Annotated in this window: 18 protein-coding genes; 4 read left to right on the plus strand and 14 right to left on the minus strand. The window is 67.2% G+C overall.

The window, feature by feature from the left end; translation table 11 throughout:
• The first annotated feature begins 112 nt into the window (after positions 1-112).
• Positions 113-742: a TetR/AcrR family transcriptional regulator gene (locus AC07O3_RS02235; RefSeq protein ID WP_093074921.1), complete on the plus strand. Its 630-nt coding sequence runs from the start codon at positions 113-115 to the stop codon at positions 740-742.
• Here AC07O3_RS02235 and AC07O3_RS02240 read toward each other — a convergent pair.
• Genes AC07O3_RS02240 through AC07O3_RS02270 form a run of 7 tightly spaced genes read right to left on the minus strand, consistent with a single transcriptional unit; the run spans position 739 to position 10361 of the window.
• Positions 739-1887 carry an ABC transporter permease gene (locus AC07O3_RS02240; protein WP_495338478.1) on the minus strand — a complete coding sequence of 383 codons (1149 nt, stop codon included), beginning with the start codon at positions 1885-1887 and terminating at the stop codon, positions 739-741. The genes AC07O3_RS02235 and AC07O3_RS02240 overlap by 4 nt on opposite strands.
• Complete coding sequence (locus tag AC07O3_RS02245) at positions 1887-3071, minus strand: ABC transporter permease (protein ID WP_495338479.1); 1185 nt, start codon at positions 3069-3071, stop codon at positions 1887-1889. The genes AC07O3_RS02240 and AC07O3_RS02245 overlap by 1 nt, the downstream gene beginning before the upstream one ends.
• Before the next feature lie 7 nt (positions 3072-3078).
• Positions 3079-4065, minus strand: a complete 987-nt coding sequence (locus AC07O3_RS02250; protein ID WP_093074912.1) for an HlyD family secretion protein — start codon at positions 4063-4065, stop codon at positions 3079-3081.
• The gene (locus AC07O3_RS02255) at positions 4065-5501 is read right to left on the minus strand and encodes a TolC family protein (RefSeq protein WP_495338480.1); all 1437 of its coding nucleotides are present in this window, start codon (positions 5499-5501) and stop codon (positions 4065-4067) included. Before AC07O3_RS02255 ends, AC07O3_RS02250 begins: the two co-directional genes overlap by 1 nt.
• Positions 5502-5517: 16 nt before the next feature.
• The gene (locus tag AC07O3_RS02260; RefSeq protein ID WP_093074906.1) at positions 5518-7419 is read right to left on the minus strand and encodes a YhgE/Pip domain-containing protein; all 1902 of its coding nucleotides are present in this window, start codon (positions 7417-7419) and stop codon (positions 5518-5520) included.
• Positions 7420-7474: 55 nt separating this feature from the next.
• Complete coding sequence (locus tag AC07O3_RS02265; protein WP_093054397.1) at positions 7475-7843, minus strand: nuclear transport factor 2 family protein; 369 nt, start codon at positions 7841-7843, stop codon at positions 7475-7477.
• A gap of 1 nt (position 7844) precedes the next feature.
• The gene (locus tag AC07O3_RS02270; RefSeq protein WP_495338481.1) at positions 7845-10361 is read right to left on the minus strand and encodes a sodium-translocating pyrophosphatase; all 2517 of its coding nucleotides are present in this window, start codon (positions 10359-10361) and stop codon (positions 7845-7847) included.
• 254 nt (positions 10362-10615) lie between these two features.
• Here AC07O3_RS02270 and ppa point away from each other — a divergent pair, with 254 nt between their 5' ends.
• Positions 10616-11143, plus strand: a complete 528-nt coding sequence (gene ppa / locus AC07O3_RS02275; RefSeq protein WP_093054399.1) for an inorganic diphosphatase — start codon at positions 10616-10618, stop codon at positions 11141-11143.
• A 1-nt stretch (position 11144) separates the two neighbouring features.
• Here ppa and AC07O3_RS02280 read toward each other — a convergent pair whose 3' ends face one another.
• From AC07O3_RS02280 to AC07O3_RS02290, 3 genes are all read right to left on the minus strand, one after another.
• Complete coding sequence (locus AC07O3_RS02280; protein ID WP_093054401.1) at positions 11145-11786, minus strand: lysozyme inhibitor LprI family protein; 642 nt, start codon at positions 11784-11786, stop codon at positions 11145-11147.
• Positions 11787-11885: 99 nt separating this feature from the next.
• The gene (locus AC07O3_RS02285) at positions 11886-12638 is read right to left on the minus strand and encodes a hypothetical protein (RefSeq protein WP_093174068.1); all 753 of its coding nucleotides are present in this window, start codon (positions 12636-12638) and stop codon (positions 11886-11888) included.
• Positions 12639-12707: 69 nt separating this feature from the next.
• A complete protein-coding gene (locus tag AC07O3_RS02290; protein WP_495338482.1) occupies positions 12708-13862 on the minus strand; it encodes a GNAT family N-acetyltransferase in 1155 nt (384 codons plus the stop codon).
• 19 nt (positions 13863-13881) lie between these two features.
• On the opposite strand from AC07O3_RS02290, the gene AC07O3_RS02295 reads away from it, so the two are divergent.
• Complete coding sequence (locus tag AC07O3_RS02295; RefSeq protein WP_307614010.1) at positions 13882-15579, plus strand: NAD+ synthase; 1698 nt, start codon at positions 13882-13884, stop codon at positions 15577-15579.
• A complete protein-coding gene (locus tag AC07O3_RS02300) occupies positions 15576-15914 on the plus strand; it encodes a P-II family nitrogen regulator (protein WP_093054409.1) in 339 nt (112 codons plus the stop codon). Before AC07O3_RS02295 ends, AC07O3_RS02300 begins: the two co-directional genes overlap by 4 nt.
• A 39-nt stretch (positions 15915-15953) precedes the next feature.
• Here AC07O3_RS02300 and AC07O3_RS02305 read toward each other — a convergent pair whose 3' ends face one another.
• The 4 genes from AC07O3_RS02305 to AC07O3_RS02320 are packed head-to-tail and all read right to left on the minus strand — an operon-like array spanning position 15954 to position 18366.
• Complete coding sequence (locus AC07O3_RS02305) at positions 15954-16544, minus strand: LOG family protein (RefSeq protein WP_093054411.1); 591 nt, start codon at positions 16542-16544, stop codon at positions 15954-15956.
• Positions 16545-16575: 31 nt separating this feature from the next.
• Positions 16576-16983 carry a diacylglycerol kinase gene (locus tag AC07O3_RS02310; RefSeq protein ID WP_495338483.1) on the minus strand — a complete coding sequence of 136 codons (408 nt, stop codon included), beginning with the start codon at positions 16981-16983 and terminating at the stop codon, positions 16576-16578.
• The gene (locus AC07O3_RS02315; RefSeq protein WP_093074888.1) at positions 16980-17546 is read right to left on the minus strand and encodes an RDD family protein; all 567 of its coding nucleotides are present in this window, start codon (positions 17544-17546) and stop codon (positions 16980-16982) included. Before AC07O3_RS02315 ends, AC07O3_RS02310 begins: the two co-directional genes overlap by 4 nt.
• Positions 17547-17559: 13 nt before the next feature.
• A complete protein-coding gene (locus AC07O3_RS02320; RefSeq protein ID WP_495338484.1) occupies positions 17560-18366 on the minus strand; it encodes a DUF3106 domain-containing protein in 807 nt (268 codons plus the stop codon).
• Between the last annotated feature and the right edge of the window lie 24 nt (positions 18367-18390).

The raw sequence follows: 18390 nt of genomic DNA on the forward strand, positions 1-18390 counted from the left end.
AAAGCACGGGTTGCGTGGATGGATGGTTGGTACAAATCAGTACCGCATGCCGCCATGTTGCAATTGTGAATTGGTACTGTCAAGTACCGAGACGTAGGAAAATGTGCCGTTCATGAGCGAAACCATCGAAAAAGCAGCCCCTTCCAAGTCCGCCGAGGGCCCAGGGAGCGAGCACTACAAGCGTCTGCTGCAGGGCATGGCGCACGCCGTGGCAGCCAAGGGCTACGCCGAGACAACCATTGCCGACATCGTGCGCGAGGCCGCCGTGTCGCGCCGCACTTTCTACGAACACTTCAGCACCAAGACCGAGTGCCTGATCGCACTCTACGAAACCGCCAGCCGGCTCGCGCTGCAGGCGGTGAGCGAGGCCTTCGACCCGGTGCAGCCCTGGCATGCGCAGGTCGAGCAGGCCATGACCGCGTACTTCGATTACCTCGCGCAAGACCCGGTGCTGCTGCGCACGCTCTTCGTCGAGATCCTGGGGCTCGGCATGCCGGGCCTGGTGGTGCGGCGCCGGGTGAACGACGAGATCGCCAACTTCATCCAGGTGGCGATCAACAGCAGCGACAGCGCGGATGGCCCCGCCGTACACCTGACGAGCGAGATGGCAATGACCGTGGTCGGCGGCATCAACGAACTGGTGCTGCAGGCCATCGAGCAGGACCGCGCGGGCGACCTGCGCGAACTGGTGGCGCCCGCCACGCGGCTGGTGCGCGCCGTGGCGGCCGAGAGCCAGCGCTAGACGCGCTTCGACCCGGCGGTGCGCTGGGTGGCCGCGAGCCACAGCGCCAGCAGCCCCGCAAGAGTCAGCGACAGCAGCATGCCGAGGTAGGGCAGCACGTCATGCAGCGGCGCGCCCATCTGGTTGAGCCGCAGCGAGGCCTGTATGCCCGCCGTGCTCGGGAAGAGCCAGCGCAGTGCCTGCAGCGGCCCCGGCAAGGCCTCCACTGGCCACGAGAAGCCCGAGAGAAAGGCCATCGGCAGGGCGGTGAACAGCAGCACCTGCAAGGCCCGCTCGCGGTCTCGGAACCAGCAGCCGAGCACCAAGCCCACCGTGCAGATCGCCGGCACGTAGAACGCGAGCAACACCAGCGCGCCGAGCGGATTGCCACCGTGCGGGTAGTCCTGCAAGAAGAACACCCAGCCGAAATAAAAGAGCCCGCTCAGAAAGCCGAACGCCGAGAGCGCCCCCAGCCGGCCCAGCCAGGCTCCCATCGACGCCCGCAGCCGCCCCGCCTCGGCCCAGGTGCCAGCCAGCATCGCCACGCCCATCAGCAGCGTCTGCTGCAGGATCAGCAGTGCCACCGCCGGCACCACGTAGCTGCCATAGCCTTCGGTCGGGTTGAACAGCGCGACCAGCTGCGTGTTGAGCGGACTGCGGCTGCGAGCGGCTTGAATCGCGCTCTGGCCGCCAGCCTGCAGCTTGCGGATCTCGACCCCGGCCGACACCGTACCCACGGCCTCCGAGAAGCCATACAGCACCGCTTTGTTCAGCAGCGCATAGGCGCCGTTTCCTTCGATGGTGACGACGGCCGAGGTGCCGCGCAGCACGTCGCGCTTGAGGTCGGCCGGCAGCAGCGCATAGCCTTCGATGTCGCCGCGCCACAGCGCCTGCTGCGCCTCGTGCACATCTCCCGTGACCATGCGCACGTCGAGCCGCGGATTGGCCAGCGCGAAGCGCGCGATCTGCCGCGACAGCGCTGTGTGGTCCTGGTCGACCACTGCCACCGGCACGCGCGTCACGGCCTGCGTGCCATAGGGCCACGGGTAGAAGAAGCCGTAGATGATGGGCGCGAGCAGCATGATCAGCAGCACGCCCTTGTCGCGCAGCACGGCGAGCGCGGTGTCGCGCCATGCGGCGCCGAGGTGGAGCTGTTCGTCAGTCATCACCGTCCACCCCAACTGCCGGGCGCTCCGGCCGCGCGCACTAGCGCACCGGCGGACGCGGCAAGCAGCACGCCCGCGCCCAGCACCATCCACAGCGGCGTGGCGACCGAATACACCACCGGCGCGCCCATCTGCAACTGCTCCATCTGCACGCGGATGTAGTGCGTGTAGGGCAGCAGGCCGGCCCATATCTGCGCTAAGAAGGGCATCGCGACCAGCGGAAAGCCCACGCCACCGAACGCGAAGGCCGGCGCAGTGATGAAGCCGGTGGCCGATAGCGCGGTACGCAGTGAACGCGTGAGTGCCGCCACGAAAGCCCCGAGCGCGATCGACAGCGCCAGGAACACAACCAGCGCAAACAGCGTCCACCCGAGTGAACCGACCGGATGCCACCCGCGACCCGCGGTGATCCACAGCATCGCCGCGATGGCTACCGCCGAAAGGCTCGCGAACGGCAGCACCAGCTTGCCCGCCAGCGCTGCCAGCGCCTCGTGCCATCGTGGCGCGGCACCCAGCCACTCGCCGATGCTGCGGTCGCGCAGCTCGCGCCCCACGGCCCAGGCGCCGGCCGTCATCGCAAGGATGTGCAGCAGCGCCGGAATCAGCGCTGCGCCGAGAAACTGCTCGTAGTCGGTCGAGGTGTTGAACAGCGCCACCATGCTCGCCTTGATCGGCTCCATGCTCACGTGCGCCGCCGTCATCGACTCGCCGCGCTTGTTGCGCACCGTGAGTTCGACCCCGCCCGAAACCGTGGCCACGGCAGTGCGCACGTCGCGCTGGATCAGGCTCGAATGCGTGCCGAGCTGCGCGTTGTGCAGCAGCACGACCTGCCCGACGCGGCCCTGCTTGACGTCACGGCTCAGGTCGCGCGGCAACTGCACCGCTGCGTCGACCGCGCCGCTGGTCAAGGCCCGTGCCATCTCGCCTTCGTCTCCGTACCGCTGCACCACGCGCAGGCCGGGCGTGGCGTCCAGAAAGCGCACCAGCTGGCGCGAGAGCGACGAGTGGTCCTGGTCGAGCACGCCGATCGGCAGCCGCTCGGGGAGGCCGGCCGAGAAGATCCACCAGATCAGGAACACCGCGAGCAGCGGCACCCACGAGACCATCGCCAGGTCCCAGGGGCGCGTGCGCAGCAGCGCGAACTCGCGCCGTGCGCTGGCTGCGGAAAAGCCGCGCAGGCTCATCGCTAACTCAGTCGACCAGCACGCTCATGCCGGGCCGAGCGCCGTCGATGGGCTTGAGCGGCCGCGCGCGGACCTCGAAGGTGCGCACGTCGAAGCCGGTGCCGCCGCGCGTGGCGCGCCACGTCGCGAAGTCGGGCAGCACTGCGCTGTAGTAGACCTTGAAGCGGGCCGTGCGCCTGTCTTCCGGCAGCGCGGGCAGGCGCGCATCGAATTCGTTGCCGAGCGCGAAGCGGGCGAGCCGGTCTTCGCGCACGTTGAGCACCACCCACTGGTCGCTCAGGTCGACCACCGTGACCACGGCCACGCCCTGCGGCGACAGCTCGCCGACCTTGGCCAGCACCTTGGCCACCTCGCCCCCGACGGGGCTGCGCAGCTCGGTCTCGGCCTTGGCGGCTTCGGCCTCGGCTACCACGCCGGCGACCTGACGCGCTTGCGCGCTGGCGGCGGTCTTGTCCTCGGGGCGGGCGCCGATGCGTGCCATGTCGTACTGCGCCTTGGCGGCAATGGCGGCGTCGCGCGAGGCCTTCCAGTTGGCTTCGGCCTCGTCGCGTTTCTGGTCGGCAACCAGGCCCTCGCGCGCCAGTCCGTCGACACGGCGGTACGAGGTCTGCGCCAGCTGGGCCGCGGTTTCGGCGCGCTGCCACTGCATGCGCGCCATCTCGACCTCCTGCGGGCGGGCGCCGTTCTGCGCCTTGTCGGCGACGGCCTGCGCGGCCTGTTCGGCGGCAGTGGCCTGCGCGAGCTTGGCGCGCACTTCGGGGCTGTCCATGCGCACCAGCACCGCGCCGGCCTGTATGCGGTCCCCTTCCTTCACCGGCACTTCGGCGATACGCGCCGTCACCTTGCCGGCAACATCGGTCTCGCGCGCCTCCATCTGGCCCTGGAACACCTCGGGCGCGGGCTGCGAGGCGCGCCAGAAACCCCAGACGAGCACCGCCAGCACGAGCAGGGCGGCGAGTATCGCGATCAGTTTTCGGGTCTTGGCACTCATCATCAATTCACCTTCACGTCGGCACGCGCGATGTAGTCGGAAAACCTTTCGGAAAGGCCCGCGCTTTCGAGCAGTTGCGCAAGCGCCTGCACGTAGTCGTTGGCGGCTTGCGCGCGTTCGGTCAGCACCTTGGCCTGGTTGGTCTCGGCGTCGATCAGGTCGAGCGTGGTGCTCGTGCCTTCGCGCAAGCCCGAGGTGCGCAGCTTCACGACCTCTTGCGCCAACTCCACCGAGGCCTTCATCTCGAGGTATTGGCGGCGCGCGTTCTCCAATGCGCGCCAGTTGCGTTCGACCAGCAGCGAGATGTCGCTGCGCGCCTGAGCGTCGGTGCGCTCGGCCTGCTCGACCTGCTTGAGTGAAGCAGCCGACAGGGCGTCGCGGTCGACCGAGTCGTACAGCGTCCAGCGCACGCCGAGGCCGGCCACCCAATCTGCGTTGCCGCCCTTGAGTTCGCGCGTGCCGAAGGCAATGACTTGCGGGCGGCGCAACGCCTCTTCGCCTTCGTGCAATTGCTCGGCCTGCGACTTCTTGGCCGCGACCTTGCCCAGGCCCGGGTGCCGCGTGAGCGCCGAGTCGATGAAATAGCCGAGCGGTTCGATCGGCGTGCTGATGAGAAAGAGCGGCGTCTGCGGCGTCACGCTGCCATCGGCACGCACCGTGCGGGCCAGGGCTACGGCGGCGAGCGCCGCGTCGTTCTCGGCCTTGCGCGCATTGCGCCGTGCTTCCTCATACGCGGCGCTGGCCTGCAGCCGCTCGACGCGCGAGATCACACCGGCCGCGAGCATCTTCTGCGCCGCCGAATCATGCTGTGCGATCGTTCGCTCGGCCTGCGCACGCAGCGTGGCCGCGCGCTGCGCGAGCTGGGCGCCGAAGTAGCGCTGCACCAGCAGCGTGTCGACCTCGTGGCCGGCTTGTTCGGCATCGGCCTGCGCTTCGCGCGTCTGGGCCGAGACGAAGCCGCGCACAGCATCGGTCGCGCCGCCGACGTAGAGCGGCCACACGGCCGAGATCGATGTGTTGGCGCCGGTGTCGTGGCGGTTGAGCGTGTAGCTGTTGGGCAGCTGCGGAATCGGCACGCGCGCGATCACGCTCTGGATGGACGACGGCAGCGCCGAGCCGATCTGCCCGAATTTCTGGTTGAGCGGATCGAGGTCGAGATTCAGGTTCGCGTTGTAGGCATAGGCCAGCCCCGAGACGCTGATCGTCGGGCCGCCGAGCCCCTTCAGGCCCTGGCCCTGCAGTTCCTTCGACTCGACCGCCGCGCGGGCCGCGGCCAGCTTGTCGGAGCGATCGAGCATGCGGGCGCGGGCCGCTTCGAAGCTCAGCGACAGGGTGTCGTCGTTGCGGGCCTGGGCTTGCGCGAAGGCCGCGGTGCCCAGCACCAGCAGTGCCGGCAGCAGGCACAGAGAAGGAGAAAGGGCTTGGCGGCAGCGTGTCATCGTTTCAAGGGGCTGTTCAGATCTGCACCGTTGGCCGGTAGTCCGCCAGCAGCACTTCCTTCCATTTGCCGAACAGGGCCATCAGCCCGACGGCCACTGCGCCCGACAGCACCACTACCCAGCATGCATGCGCCCATCCGTCGTCGAAGGCACCGAACATCACCGCGCGAAAGGCCTGCACTACCCAACTGAACGGCAGCCAGCTGTGCACCGTGCGGAAGAAGCCGGCCGAAAGCTCCACCGGCAGCACCCCGCCACCGGCCGACAGCTGCAGCGTGAGCAGCAGCACCGTAAGGATGCGGCCGAAGTCGCCGAACACATGCAGGATCGCGAACAGCACCACCAGGAAGACCAGCGAGGCCAGCGCCATCGTGAGCGCCAGGGCGGCCACGTGCGGCGCCTGCACCTGCAGCACGCCCAGCAGCGTGGCCAGCACCAGCGCCACCTGCAGCAGCACGATCAGCGCCGGCATGGTGATTTTGCCGAGCGTCTTGGCGAGCTTCGGGTAGTGGGTGTGGTCCGCCAGCACGATGCGGATGTTGAACAGGTAGCCGGCCATCACCGCGCCGATCCACAGCGCCACCGACACCATGTTGGGCACGAAGGCGCTGCCGTTGTTGTCCACCGGTGCTACCACCTCGACCTTGGGCTCGACCGAATCGGCCAGCCCCGACGCGCTGCCCTGGATGCGGGTGATCGAGGCGGGCAGGGCGGCTTCGATGGTGCGCACGCCGGTCAGCAGGCGCTGCGCGCCTTGCGCAAGCTGAGCGCCACCCTGCACGAACTCGTCGAGCTTCTTGTCCGCCGGCAGCTTGCCGGCCATGGTGCGGATGCCGCCGGACAGCGCCCCCATGCCGTCGGTGAGCTTGCCCACGCCGCCGTCGAGCGCAGTGGCGCCGGCCGCGAGCTTGTGATTGCCGTCTTGTGCCTTGGCCATGGCCCCCTGCGCCTGATCGATGCCGCCGCGCAGCTTGTCAGCGCCGGCCGCGAGTTCGCCCGCGCCCTTGGCGATGCGCTCGCCTACGAAGGGAATGTCGGCGGAATCCTTCTGCATCTTGCGCGCGCCGTCGCCGAGCTGGCCGGCACCGGCTTCGAGCTGGCCGAGTCCGTCGCCGATCTGCGCGAGCCCGCTGCCGAGTTCGCGCTGGCCTGCCGCGAGTTGCTGCGAGCCGGCCTTCAGTGCACGCAGGTCAGCGTCCGCCGGCAGCTTCGATTCGATGGTTCGGATGCCGCCGTTCACCTGCTTGAACCCGCTGCTCACCTGCTGCGCGGCGGCGCTGTATTGGGCCGCGCCGTTGGCCAGCGTCTGGCTGCCGTCGCGCAGCTCCAGCAGGGCCTGCTTGAGCTTGTCGAGCCGCTGCTGCGAACCGGAGGCCGCGTTCAGCACCAGCCCCCAGCGCTGCTCGTTGAGCATCTCGTTGACCTGGTGCCCCAGCTCGCCCGCGAAGCGCCGCGCCAGGCCGGCCGAGCTGTAGTTGTTGCCTTCGGAGGTGTAGACCACCAGTTGCCCGGCGCCGCGCTGCGCACCCGGTACCGCGTTGGCACTGAAGTCCGCCGGAATCAGCAGCGCAAAGGCCAGCGTGCCGCGCCGAACCTCGGCGCGCGCGGCTTCGGCGTCGGTCATCGCGCGGAAGCCGAAGGCGCGCTTGTCGAGCAGGGTGTGCGTGAGTTCGTCGCCGACGTTGACGGTGCGCGACATGTAGGTCACGCCCTGGTCCTGGTTGACGATGGCGGCGGGCAGGTCGGCCGTGTGCCCGGCCGGGTCCCACACGCTCGTGAGGTAGATCAGCGCATAGAGCGCCGGCACCACGCCGACCGCCACCACGGCCAGCAGGATGCGCGGAAAGCGCCGCACGATCGCCAGCTCGGCCCGGGCGATGGCCCAGGTACCGGCGAACAGTGCGTGAAGGTATCGCATGGGGCTAGGAGGTCTGCAGCAGCGCCATGGCGGTGGGGTTTGCGTGCAGAAGCGGTCAGCCCGGCTTTTTCTGGGCGGGGTCGTAGAAGAATTGTTCTTCCGCGATGCGCTCGCCTTCCCAGCGCTGCCAAGCGATTTCTTCCATTCGCATCTTGCTGCCGCCCTTGAACGTGAACTCGAAGATCCAGTGGATCGCCACGTGGTCGCCGTTCACCAGCACCGGCCGCACGCAGGTGGAAACCACCGACTCGGTGCGGTCGAGCACGGCGCTTTCCTGCGCCACCAGCGTGCTGCGGCCGCGCCGCGGCTCGGCCTGGTTCTCGCGCATGGTGGCATCTTCGGTGTAGTAGTCCTCGATGGCCTTGGCATGCGCGCCGCCTTCGACGGCGGCGATGAATGATTCGAGTCGTTCGGGCGTGGGCATTTCAGGACTTTACTTTGACTTCAACGCGGCGCGCCTCGGCGGGCGGCCCGTCGGCTTGCGATTGCTCGGGCTTGGCCAGCTCGATCTTGTCTTCTGGCGCACCAGCGGCCTTGAGCGCATCGCTCACGGCCATCGCGCGCTGCTTGGCAAGCTCGGCATTCTTGGCCGGGTCGCCGCTGGCATCGTGGTAGCCGCTCACGAGCACGGTGCTACCGGTTTGCACGGCCTTGATGACGTCGGCCAGGGCTTCCTTGGCGTTGGGCGCTACCTCGGAACTGGCGCTCGCGAAGTAGAACTTCACGACGCCGTTCTCGACCTTCACCGCTGCGGCTTCTGCGGCCGACACAGCGCCCGAAGCAACCACCGCGGCAGGCGTCGACGGAGCCATCGCAGCGGGCGCGGTCGCGGCCGGCGGCATCTCGATCTTCGCCGGCACGGCCGCCGCCGCATCGCCGGCATGGAACTTCACCACCAGCGGCACGATGAGCAGCGCCACGATGTTGATGATCTTGATCAGCGGGTTCACGGCCGGGCCGGCCGTGTCCTTGTAGGGGTCGCCCACGGTGTCGCCGGTGACGGCTGCCTTGTGCGTCTCGCTGCCCTTGCCGCCGAAGTGGCCGTCCTCGATGTACTTCTTGGCGTTGTCCCAGGCGCCGCCGCCGGTGCACATGCTGATGGCGACGAACAGGCCCGTGACGATGGTGCCCATCAGCAGCCCGCCCAGCGCCTTCGGCCCCAGCACCAGGCCGACGACGATAGGCACCAGCACCGGCAGCAGCGAGGGGATCATCATTTCCTTGATGGCCGCGCCGGTCAGCATGCTCACGGCCTTGCCGTACTCGGGCTTGCCGGTGCCTTCCATGATGCCGGGGATGTCGCGGAACTGGCGCCGCACTTCTTCCACCACCGCGCCCGCCGCGCGGCCCACGGCCTCCATGGCCATCGCGCCGAACAGGTAGGGAATCAACCCGCCGATGAAGAGGCCGACGATCACCATCGGGTCGCTCAGGTTGAAGCTGATGTTCAGCCCGAAGCTCTCCAGCTTGTGCGTGTAGTCGGCGAAGAGCACCAGCGAGGCCAGGCCCGCAGAGCCGATGGCGTAGCCCTTGGTCACGGCCTTGGTGGTGTTGCCGACCGCGTCGAGCGGGTCGGTCACGGCGCGCACGCTGGCGGGCAGGTCGCTCATCTCGGCGATGCCGCCGGCGTTGTCGGTGATGGGGCCGTAGGCGTCCAGCGCCACCACGATGCCGGCCATGCTCAGCATCGACGTGGCAGCCACCGCAATGCCGAAGAGGCCTGCCAGCGAGTACGAAGCCAGGATGGCGATGCACACGAAGATCACCGGCCACGCCGTGGAGCGCATCGACACGCCCAGGCCCGCGATGATGTTGGTGCCGTGGCCCGTGGTCGAGGCCTGCGCGATGTGCTGCACGGGCTTGTACTGCGTGCCGGTGTAGTACTCGGTGATCCATACCAGCGCGGCCGTCAGCGCCAGGCCGACGAAGCAGGCGCCGAACAGCTTGAGCTGGCTGCCGCTCGGGGCGATCGCGTTGTCGGGAATCAGCCAGCTGGTGACGAACCAGAACGCGATCAGCGACAGGATGCCCGCCACTGCCAGGCCCTTGTAGAGCGCCGGCATCACGTTGACCATGCCCGGCGAGGCCTTCACGAAGAAGCAGCCGATGATCGACGCGATGATCGACACGCCGCCCAGCGCGAGCGGGTACAGCACCGCGTTGGTCGGCGCCGCGGTAACCATCAGCGCGCCCAGCACCATGGTGGCGATCAGCGTCACGGCGTAGGTTTCGAACAGGTCGGCCGCCATGCCGGCGCAGTCGCCGACGTTGTCGCCCACGTTGTCGGCAATCACGGCCGGATTGCGCGGGTCGTCTTCAGGGATGCCGGCCTCGACCTTGCCCACCAGGTCGGCGCCGACGTCGGCGCCCTTGGTGAAGATGCCGCCGCCCAGCCGCGCGAAGATCGAGATCAGCGAAGAGCCGAAGGCAAAGCCGATCAGCGGGTTGAGGGTGGCCGCGAGGCTGTGGCCCGCCGCCGGCGTGCTGCTGCCGATCAAGACCCAGTAGAAGGCCGACACGCCCAGCAGGCCCAGGCCCACCACCAGCATGCCGGTGATGGCGCCGCCGCGGAACGCGACGTCGAGTGCCGGGCCGATGCCTTGCGTGGCCGCCTGCGCCGTGCGCACGTTGGCGCGCACCGACACGTTCATGCCGATGAAGCCGCAGGCGCCCGAGAGCACCGCGCCCACGATGAAGCCGACTGCCGTGGTCAGGTCCAGGAAGATGGCGATGAGGATGGCGAGCACCACGCCGACGATGGCGATGGTGCTGTACTGCTTGGCGAGGTAGGCGGAGGCGCCGGCCTGGATGGCCGCTGCAATTTCCTGCATGCGGGCATTGCCTGCGTCCTTCGCGAGAATCCAACTTCGAGCCCAGAAACCGTAGGCCACGGCTACGAGGCCGCAGACGATAGCCAGTATCAGGGGGGTGTTGCCGATCATGCTTTGCTTCTCCATTCGTTCGTTGCGACTTGTGGAGACGGACAGCATGGGCCCTGCGTGCAACGCGTACGGGACCATGTTTTCCGCCGCGTTGCTTCCTCGAAGCTCACTGCACCAAGGGTGAGGAGCCGATTGGCCAACGGTTGCAATTTACAGGCAAATACGAGTGCGCGTGCGACCGGTCGGTGACACGGAAAGTAAACTCCGGGTTTGTCCCCATCTCTCTCATACTTTTCCACTACTCGAAAAACGTCATGTCCTTCGACAAAGTTTCCCCCGGCAAGAACGTCCCCGATTCCTTCAACGTCGTGATCGAAATCCCGATGAACGCCGACCCGATCAAGTACGAAGTCGACAAGGAATCGGGCGCGATTTTTGTCGACCGCTTCATGACGACGGCCATGTACTACCCGGCCAACTACGGCTATGTGCCGCAGACCCTGTCGGGCGACGGTGACCCGGTCGACGTGCTGGTGATCGCTCCGTATCCGCTGCTGCCGGGCGTGGTGGTGCCGTGCCGCCCCCTGGGCATCCTGATGATGGAAGACGAAGCTGGCGTCGACGGCAAGGTGCTGGCCGTGCCCACCGACAAGGTGCTGCCCATCTACAGCCACTGGAAGTCGGTCGACGACGTGAACCCGATGCGCCTGAAGGCCATCAGCCACTTCTTCGAGCACTACAAGGACCTGGAAGAAGGCAAGTGGGTCAAGGTGCTGGGCTGGGAAGGCATCGACGCGGCCAAGAAGGAAATCCTGGACGGCATCGCCAGCTACAAGAAGTAATTTATTCGTTCTCGAAGGGCGAGCGGCGCGGGTCGCGCGTGAAGCTGCCGGCCAGCGATGGCGCGCAGCCCGGCGTGTCCGAGACGGTGACGCGGTCGGTGTCGAACTGGAGTGTGCGGGTGCAACGCCCGCCTTCCTGCACCACGAGGCGCCGCTGCCCGTCGAGCACATTCTTGCCCTGCAGCAGCATGTTGCCGCGCGGGTCGGGGCAAACGTAGATCTGGATGTCCAGCGTGCCGCCCAGTTCGGGCGTCACGTCGAGGAAGCGCCCGTCCTTCGGGCATTGGCCTTCCACATAGCGTCCCATCCAATGCAGCAGCGGGTGACTCAGGTAGGTGATGCGCCGCTCGTAGTCCTGCTTGAGGCATTCGGTCTTGCCGCGGCATTCGCGGTTGCGCACAGCTATCCAGTCACGCTGGTCGCGTTTCAGGAACGTCGCCCACTGGCCCGTGCCGGGCATTTCGACTTGCCGCTTGTAGAGGGCGGCCATGGCTTCGTCCTGCCGTGACAGGCCGGGGTCGGCGCAGATGGCTTTCTCGGTGGCGTTGCCGGCCTTGGCGCAGTCGAAGCTGGCGGCCGTGGCCAACTGGCTGGCCGCCATGAAGCAGAGTGCCACGAGGGCAGGGCGTGTGAAGGGCGGCATGCGGTTCTCTCTCCTCGATGCGGATGCTAGGAGAGGCGCCGCGCGCCGTCGATGTGCCGAATGGTCAAGGGCACTATGCCCTTGGACAGAGGAGACGCTTCAGGCGCGGACCGCGTCGCTGGCCAGCCGCATCCATTCGCGATTGACCGAACGCGCATGCGAGTTCCAGTGGCGAGCGGCCTGCTGGAGTTCGTCCCACTGGCGCTGTGCACCGGTGGCATCGCCTTGCTGGGCAAGCCATGCGATGTAACGGGCGCGGGCCTCGACGGTGTTGTACTGGCTCAGCGCGGCCTCGAAGGCTTCGCGCGCTTCCGGCTGGCGTCCGTCGGCGGCGAGGGCGCGGGCGGTGAGCACGGCGACTTCGTCCTTGCGGTAGTCGTCGCGCGTGGCGCGCAGGGCCTGGAGCGCCTGCAATGCCTCGCGGCCGGCAGTCGCTCCACCCGCAGCCAACAGGGCGCTGGCCAGGCCGAACTGCAGTTCGGGATCGGAGGCCAGCGGGCCCTTCAGTGCGTCGCGGTAATGGCCGACGGCATCGGCGGCCTGCCCCTTGTCGAGCGCTGCCTTGGCAAGGCGCAGCTTGTTCTGGGCCGTGGGGGCGAGGTCGTAGGCCTCGGTGGCCGCGCGGTATTCGCGCTCGGGGTCGATGAAACCGATGGCCGCGCTGGCCACCTTGCCGGCGGTGCGCTGCATGCGCGAGGCGGGCAGGTACTCGACCACGAAGTACACGATGCTTCCCAGCAGCGGGAAGCTGAAAAGAATGAGGAGCCAGTACATCTGCTTGCCGTGGCGCATTGCGTGCACGGCGAAGAACAGCGCGATGAGGACGTGCAGCCCCAGTCCGACGAATGGCATCGAGTTCTCTCTGAGTTGTTGTGGATATCGGGCGCTTTTATAGCAGCCCCGCATGGCAAGAAAGGCTGGTCAAGCGGCCTTGAACGGGCTGCGCTCGCCCAGGTGGTCCATGTAGTTCTCGATGCCCGCGCCCTCGCGCTCCAGGAAGCGCTCGACCGCATCGGCAAACGCCGGATGCGCCAGCCAGTGGGCGCTGGTGGTTTTCACTGGCATCAGCGCGCGCGCCATCTTGTGCTCGCCCTGGGCGCCGCCCTCGAAGCGCTGGGCGCCGTGTTCGATGCACCAGGCCAGCGGCTGGTAGTAGCAAGCCTCGAAGTGCAGGCAGTCGACGCGCTCCAGCGCGCCCCAGTAGCGGCCGTAGGCAACGAGCGGTGCATCGCGCTGCGTCGAAAGGGCGATCAGGCTGGTGGCCATCGGTTTGCCATTGCGCTCGGCGACGAACAGCAGCCAGGCTTCGGGCATCGTGTCGGCCATGCGCCGGAAGAAGTCGCGCGTGAGGTAGGGCGGGTTGCCGTGCTCGCGGTAGGTGCGCTGGTAGCAGCGGTAGAAGAAGTCCCAGTCGGCCTTCGAGATGTCGGTGCCGCGCGACCAGCGGAAGCTCACGCCGGCGTCGGCCACCTTGCGGCGCTCCTGGCGGATCTTCTTGCGCTTGTCGTGCGAGAGGCTGGCGAGGAAGGCGTCGAAGTCGGGGTACTGGGCGTTGGTCCAGTGGAACTGCACCGTGTTGCGCAGCATCAGGCCCGCTTCGGTGCAGGCGGCGATGTCGGCATCGGCGCCGAACAGCAGGTGCAGCGACGACAGCTCTTCCTGCTTGCACAGCGCGACGAGTCCTTGCACCAGCAACGTGCGGCTTTGAGCGTCGCGCGCCAGCAGCCGCGTGCCGGGTACGGGCGTGAAGGGCACCGCGACCACGGCCTTCGGGTAGTACGCGAGCCCGTGCTGCTCGTAGGCATTGGCCCAGGCCCAGTCGAAGACGTACTCGCCGTAGGAATGGTCCTTGATGTAGAACGGGCACGCGGCCTGCAACTGCTCGCCTTGCCACAGCGTGACGAACTGCGGCATCCATCCGCTCTCCGGCGTGGCGCTGCGGCTGTCGTTCAGCGCCGCGAGGTATTCATGGCGCATGAAGGGCGATGGCTCGGCCTCGGCGGCCAGCAGCGCGTTCCATGCGTCCGGGCTCACGTCAGCCGGCGACGACAGAACCCGAATGACATAATCGTTCAAGCCTTTTTCTTCCTTCTGTATGACGCTCAAGCTCGCCATCGCGCAACTCAATTTTGTGGTGGGCGACCTCGCCGGCAACGCGAAAAAGATCGTCGACGCCGCGCGCGATGCCCATGCACAGGGCGCGCGCCTCTTGTTGACGCCCGAACTCTCGATTGCCGGCTATGCGGCGGAGGACCTGTTCCTCCGTCCCGCCTTCACCGAAGCCTGTGATGATGCCGTGAAAGGCATTGCCGCTGCTCTGGCCGATCTCAAAGACATGGTGGTGGTGGTGGGGCATCCGACCGGCGGCAGCCTGCGCAGCCGCTCGGTGGCCGTGCAGATGCGTCACAACGCGGCAAGCGTCATCAAGGAAGGCCGCATCCTCGAAACGTATGCCAAGCGCGAACTGCCCAACTACCAGGTGTTCGACGAGCGCCGCTACTTCACGCCGGGGCAGGGCACCTGCGTGTTCGAGGCGGGCGGTGTCTCGGTCGGCCTGCTGATCTGCGAGGACGCCTGGTTCGACCAGCCGGCCGAACTGGCACGCGAAGGTGGTGCCGAGGTGCTGGCGGTGATCAATGCGTCGCCGTACCACGTGGGCAAGGAAGGCGAGCGCGTCGCGCGCATGGCCGACCGGGCGCGCGCGGTGGGGCTGCCGCTGGTGTACGCGCACCTGGTCGGCGGGCAGGACGAGGTGGTGTTCGACGGCGCTTCGTTCGCGTTGCAGGCCGATGGCGTGGCTGCCATGCAGGCCGAAAGCTTCAAGGAGAAGCTGGTTTTCGCCCAACTGGAGCGCACGCCTCAAGGCGGCGTGGGCTTCGTGGCGGAGTCGGCAGCCATCGCGCCCCCGCGAGACGCCGAGGCCCAACTCTGGGACGCCCTGGTGCTCGGAGTGCGCGACTACGTCGGCAAGAACGGTTTTCCGGGCGCCATCCTGGGGCTTTCGGGCGGTATCGACTCCGCATTGGTGCTTGCCATCGCGGTCGATGCACTGGGCAAGGACAAGGTCCGTGCGGTGATGATGCCTTCGCCTTACACCGCCGACATCAGCTGGATCGATGCGCGCGACATGGCCGCCCGCCTGGACGTGCGCTATGACGAGATTTCCATCAAGCACACCTTCGAGTCCTTCAAGGGCGCGCTGGCCGAAGAATTCAAGGGGCGGCCCGAGGACACGGCCGAGGAAAACATTCAGGCCCGCATCCGCGGCACGCTGCTGATGGGGCTTTCGAACAAGTTCGGCGCCATCGTGCTCACCACGGGCAACAAGAGCGAAATGGCCACCGGCTACTGCACGCTGTACGGCGACATGGCGGGCGGCTTCGCGGTCATCAAGGACCTGCTCAAGACAACCGTGTTCGCGCTGGCGCGCTGGCGAAATGCCCACGATCCGTACGGCACGGGCACCGAGCCGATTCCCGAGCGGATCATCACGCGGCCTCCCAGCGCCGAACTTCGGCCCGATCAGACCGATCAAGACAGCCTCCCGCCCTACGACATCCTCGACGGAATCCTGGCACGCTACATGCAGGACGACGAGGGCATCGACGAGATCATTGCCGCGGGTTACGACCGTGCGGTGGTCGAGCGGGTTGCGCGGCTCATCAGGATCAACGAATACAAGCGGCGCCAGGCGCCGGTAGGCATCCGGGTCACCCATCGAAGCTTCGGCAAGGATTGGCGTTACCCTATCACCAGCAAATTCAACGAAACCGCCGGAGCACGAAAACCATGAAGCAGATCACCGCCATCGTCAAACCCTTCAAGCTCGAGGACGTGCGCGAGGCCTTGGCCGAAGTGGGCGTCACCGGCCTGACCGTCACCGAAGTCAAGGGCTTCGGCCGCCAGAAGGGGCACACAGAGCTCTACCGCGGCGCCGAATACGTGGTCGACTTCCTGCCCAAGATGAAGGTCGAAGTGGTCGTCAACGAGGCCGATGTGGAGCGCTGCATCGAAGCCATCGTCAGTTCCGCGCGCACCGGGAAGATCGGCGACGGGAAGATTTTTGTCACCGGCGTGGAGCGCATCGTGCGTATCCGTACGGGTGAGGAAAACGAAAACGCTGTTTGAAGCAAGAAAGCCCCGGCGACGGGGCTTTCGACATGGTCGTCAGAGGTTTTCCGACAGCCTGTCTTCGCGTGGATGGAGCGGCACTTCGGCGCGCAATGCCGTGAGCAGCTCGGGCACATCGGTGCCGGTGCGGATCAGGCTCATCTGCCATTCGCCCATGAAGCCCTCGCGCACGCTGTGCGCCAGGAAGCCAAGCAGGCCGTCGTAGTAGCCGGCGGTGTTGAGGATGCCGGTGGGCTTGTCGTGGTAGCCGAGTTGGCGCCAGGTCCAGATCTCGAACAGTTCCTCGAAGGTGCCGATGCCGCCCGCCAGGGCGACGAAGGCATCGGCGCGCTCACCCATCATGGCCTTGCGTTCGTGCATGGTGTCGACCACGTGCAGTTCGTCGCACAGCGGGTTGGCCAGTTCCTTGTCGACCAATGCCTTGGGGATGATGCCGACCACTCGGCCGCCGGCAAGGCGGGTGGCCTCGGCCACCGTGCCCATCAGGCCGGTGCGACCTCCGCCGTAGACAAGCTGGCCGCCGTGCTGGCCGATCCATTGGCCGACGGCTTGCGCGGCCTGGGAAAACTCGGGGCGCTCGCCGGGGCGCGAGCCGCAATACACACAGATCGAAAATTCAGGATTCATCCTGCCATCATGCCGCAGCCCGTGGGCCTTCTCATGACACGAAGCGTTGCCACAACGCTGCCGCCCAGATGCCGCCGCACAGCGTGAGCGACAGCAGCACGGCGGCGCTACCCATGTCCTTGGCGCGCTTGGAGAGGTCGTGCCACTCAGGGCCGATGCGGTCGATGGCGGCTTCCACCGCGGTGTTGAGTAACTCGACGATCATCACCAGGATGGCGCTGCCCGCGAGCAGCGCCACCTCGACCCAGCTGCGCCCGAGCCAGAAGGAGGCCGGAATCATCACGATCGATATGATGGCTTCCTGGCGGAAGGCGGGCTCGCTCCAGCCGGCGTGCAGGCCGTGTAGCGAGATCAGCGTGGCGTGCCAGACGCGTTCGAAGCCCTTGCGGGCTTTTTGCGGATTGACGGCGGGATCGGGAAGCTTGGGCAAGGCACTCATTGGCGACTCATCGGTTTGGAGGTGATGAGCCGTGTACCGGCCCAGGCGTCGTGCCAGAACTGGCGTTCGGGGTGAAAACGCGCCAGCAGGGCCCAGACAGCGACCCAGCCGAAGATCAGGACGGTCGATTCGCCGCCCGACAGCTTGAAGGGCGCAATGGCGGCCAGCGGCGGCAGGAACCAGACCCAGCTCAGCAGGTAGCGCGCCAGCGCGCGGCGTTGGCTGATGGGCTGGCCGTGCGCGTCGACGATGCGGATGTTCCAGGTTTTCATGGCGAGGGTCTGGCCTTTGGTCCAGAACCAGACGAAGTACACGCCGAACACCACGAAAAGAAAAGCCTGAAATAGATGGCGGCGCGAATCCATGGCGTCGCGCATCTGACCAAGCGTGCTGAAGAGCCAGCCCGAAACGAACACCACCGCAAACAGCAGCATGCCCTCGTAGAGCCAGCAGGCCATGCGGCGCCAGAGGCCGGGCACTATCGAAACAGGAGCGCTGGCTGCAGGAGAGATCGGCGAGGCGGGCTGATCGGGGCCCGAAGCCTCGGGAGAGCTGGAAACCATCGAAGCCTTGGGATCAGGGGGCGGGGGAGGATGGCTCGGCTGCCGACGACGGCGCGGGCACCTGGGCTTCGGCCGGAACCGGTGGAGAAGCGATGCTGGACGGGGCTGGCGCGGCGGGGAGGATGGAAACCGCCGGTGTCGCCGCTGCAGGCACGCGCTCCGGCGGCGATGCCACCATGATCGTGGCCGGCGTGGCAGCGGGGGCGGGCGGCGGGGCCAGCAAAATCCTGGGCGTGTGCTGTACGCCGGGGGTGACGGCCGGCACCGGCACGAGCTTCTGGGACGAAACCGGCCGCACGGGAATGGCGGCACCGCGTGGCTTGGGTGGGGCGCGTTCCGCGAGCTTGCGCTTTTCTTCCTCGCTCAAGGCCTGGTACTGCTCCCATTTGACCTTGCGCTCGTCAGGCGGAATGCGCTTGACCTCGGCAAAGTTCAAGCGGGCTTGGGCGCGCTGCTGATTGCTCAGGGCGGTCCATTCGATCATGCGGCTGTGAAGGGTGGTCTGTTCGTCCGCCGACATGCTCGCGAAGTTGCGCGACAGCGCCAGCCACTTTTTCTTTTGCCCGACGTTCAGCGCGTTCCAGTGAGCGTTCAGCGGCTTCAGGGCTTGCTGCTGCTCGGCCGTGAGTTCGCTCCAGAGCGGCTTGGTCGTTGAGATGGCCTTGGGGCTGGTGGCTGACGCGGAGCTCGCCGAAGCCGGGCCCGCCGCAGCCTTGGCAGCTGCTTCGGAGGGCGGCTGGGCGCAGGCGAGCGTCAGGCTGAAGGCTGCGACTGCAAGCGCACCTGCCCAAACGACTGCGCCCGCCGGGAGCGGGCGCAACGGGCGGGGGGTGTTTGCGCTGGA

This window comes from Variovorax sp. GW821-FHT09D05, from assembly GCF_059416325.1.

Excerpts from the sequence above, each read along its gene's own strand:
- AC07O3_RS02235 (WP_093074921.1), top strand. The coding sequence starts at position 113 with ATGAGCGAAACCATCGAAAAAGCAGCCCCTTCCAAGTCCGCCGAGGGC.
- AC07O3_RS02240 (WP_495338478.1), bottom strand. The coding sequence starts at position 1,887 with ATGACTGACGAACAGCTCCACCTCGGCGCCGCATGGCGCGACACCGCG.
- AC07O3_RS02245 (WP_495338479.1), bottom strand. The coding sequence starts at position 3,071 with ATGAGCCTGCGCGGCTTTTCCGCAGCCAGCGCACGGCGCGAGTTCGCG.
- AC07O3_RS02250 (WP_093074912.1), bottom strand. The coding sequence starts at position 4,065 with ATGATGAGTGCCAAGACCCGAAAACTGATCGCGATACTCGCCGCCCTG.
- AC07O3_RS02255 (WP_495338480.1), bottom strand. The coding sequence starts at position 5,501 with ATGACACGCTGCCGCCAAGCCCTTTCTCCTTCTCTGTGCCTGCTGCCG.
- AC07O3_RS02260 (WP_093074906.1), bottom strand. The coding sequence starts at position 7,419 with ATGCGATACCTTCACGCACTGTTCGCCGGTACCTGGGCCATCGCCCGG.
- AC07O3_RS02265 (WP_093054397.1), bottom strand. The coding sequence starts at position 7,843 with ATGCCCACGCCCGAACGACTCGAATCATTCATCGCCGCCGTCGAAGGC.
- AC07O3_RS02270 (WP_495338481.1), bottom strand. The coding sequence starts at position 10,361 with ATGATCGGCAACACCCCCCTGATACTGGCTATCGTCTGCGGCCTCGTA.
- ppa (WP_093054399.1), top strand. The coding sequence starts at position 10,616 with ATGTCCTTCGACAAAGTTTCCCCCGGCAAGAACGTCCCCGATTCCTTC.
- AC07O3_RS02280 (WP_093054401.1), bottom strand. The coding sequence starts at position 11,786 with ATGCCGCCCTTCACACGCCCTGCCCTCGTGGCACTCTGCTTCATGGCG.
- AC07O3_RS02285 (WP_093174068.1), bottom strand. The coding sequence starts at position 12,638 with ATGCCATTCGTCGGACTGGGGCTGCACGTCCTCATCGCGCTGTTCTTC.
- AC07O3_RS02295 (WP_307614010.1), top strand. The coding sequence starts at position 13,882 with ATGACGCTCAAGCTCGCCATCGCGCAACTCAATTTTGTGGTGGGCGAC.
- AC07O3_RS02300 (WP_093054409.1), top strand. The coding sequence starts at position 15,576 with ATGAAGCAGATCACCGCCATCGTCAAACCCTTCAAGCTCGAGGACGTG.
- AC07O3_RS02305 (WP_093054411.1), bottom strand. The coding sequence starts at position 16,544 with ATGAATCCTGAATTTTCGATCTGTGTGTATTGCGGCTCGCGCCCCGGC.
- AC07O3_RS02310 (WP_495338483.1), bottom strand. The coding sequence starts at position 16,983 with ATGAGTGCCTTGCCCAAGCTTCCCGATCCCGCCGTCAATCCGCAAAAA.
- AC07O3_RS02315 (WP_093074888.1), bottom strand. The coding sequence starts at position 17,546 with ATGGTTTCCAGCTCTCCCGAGGCTTCGGGCCCCGATCAGCCCGCCTCG.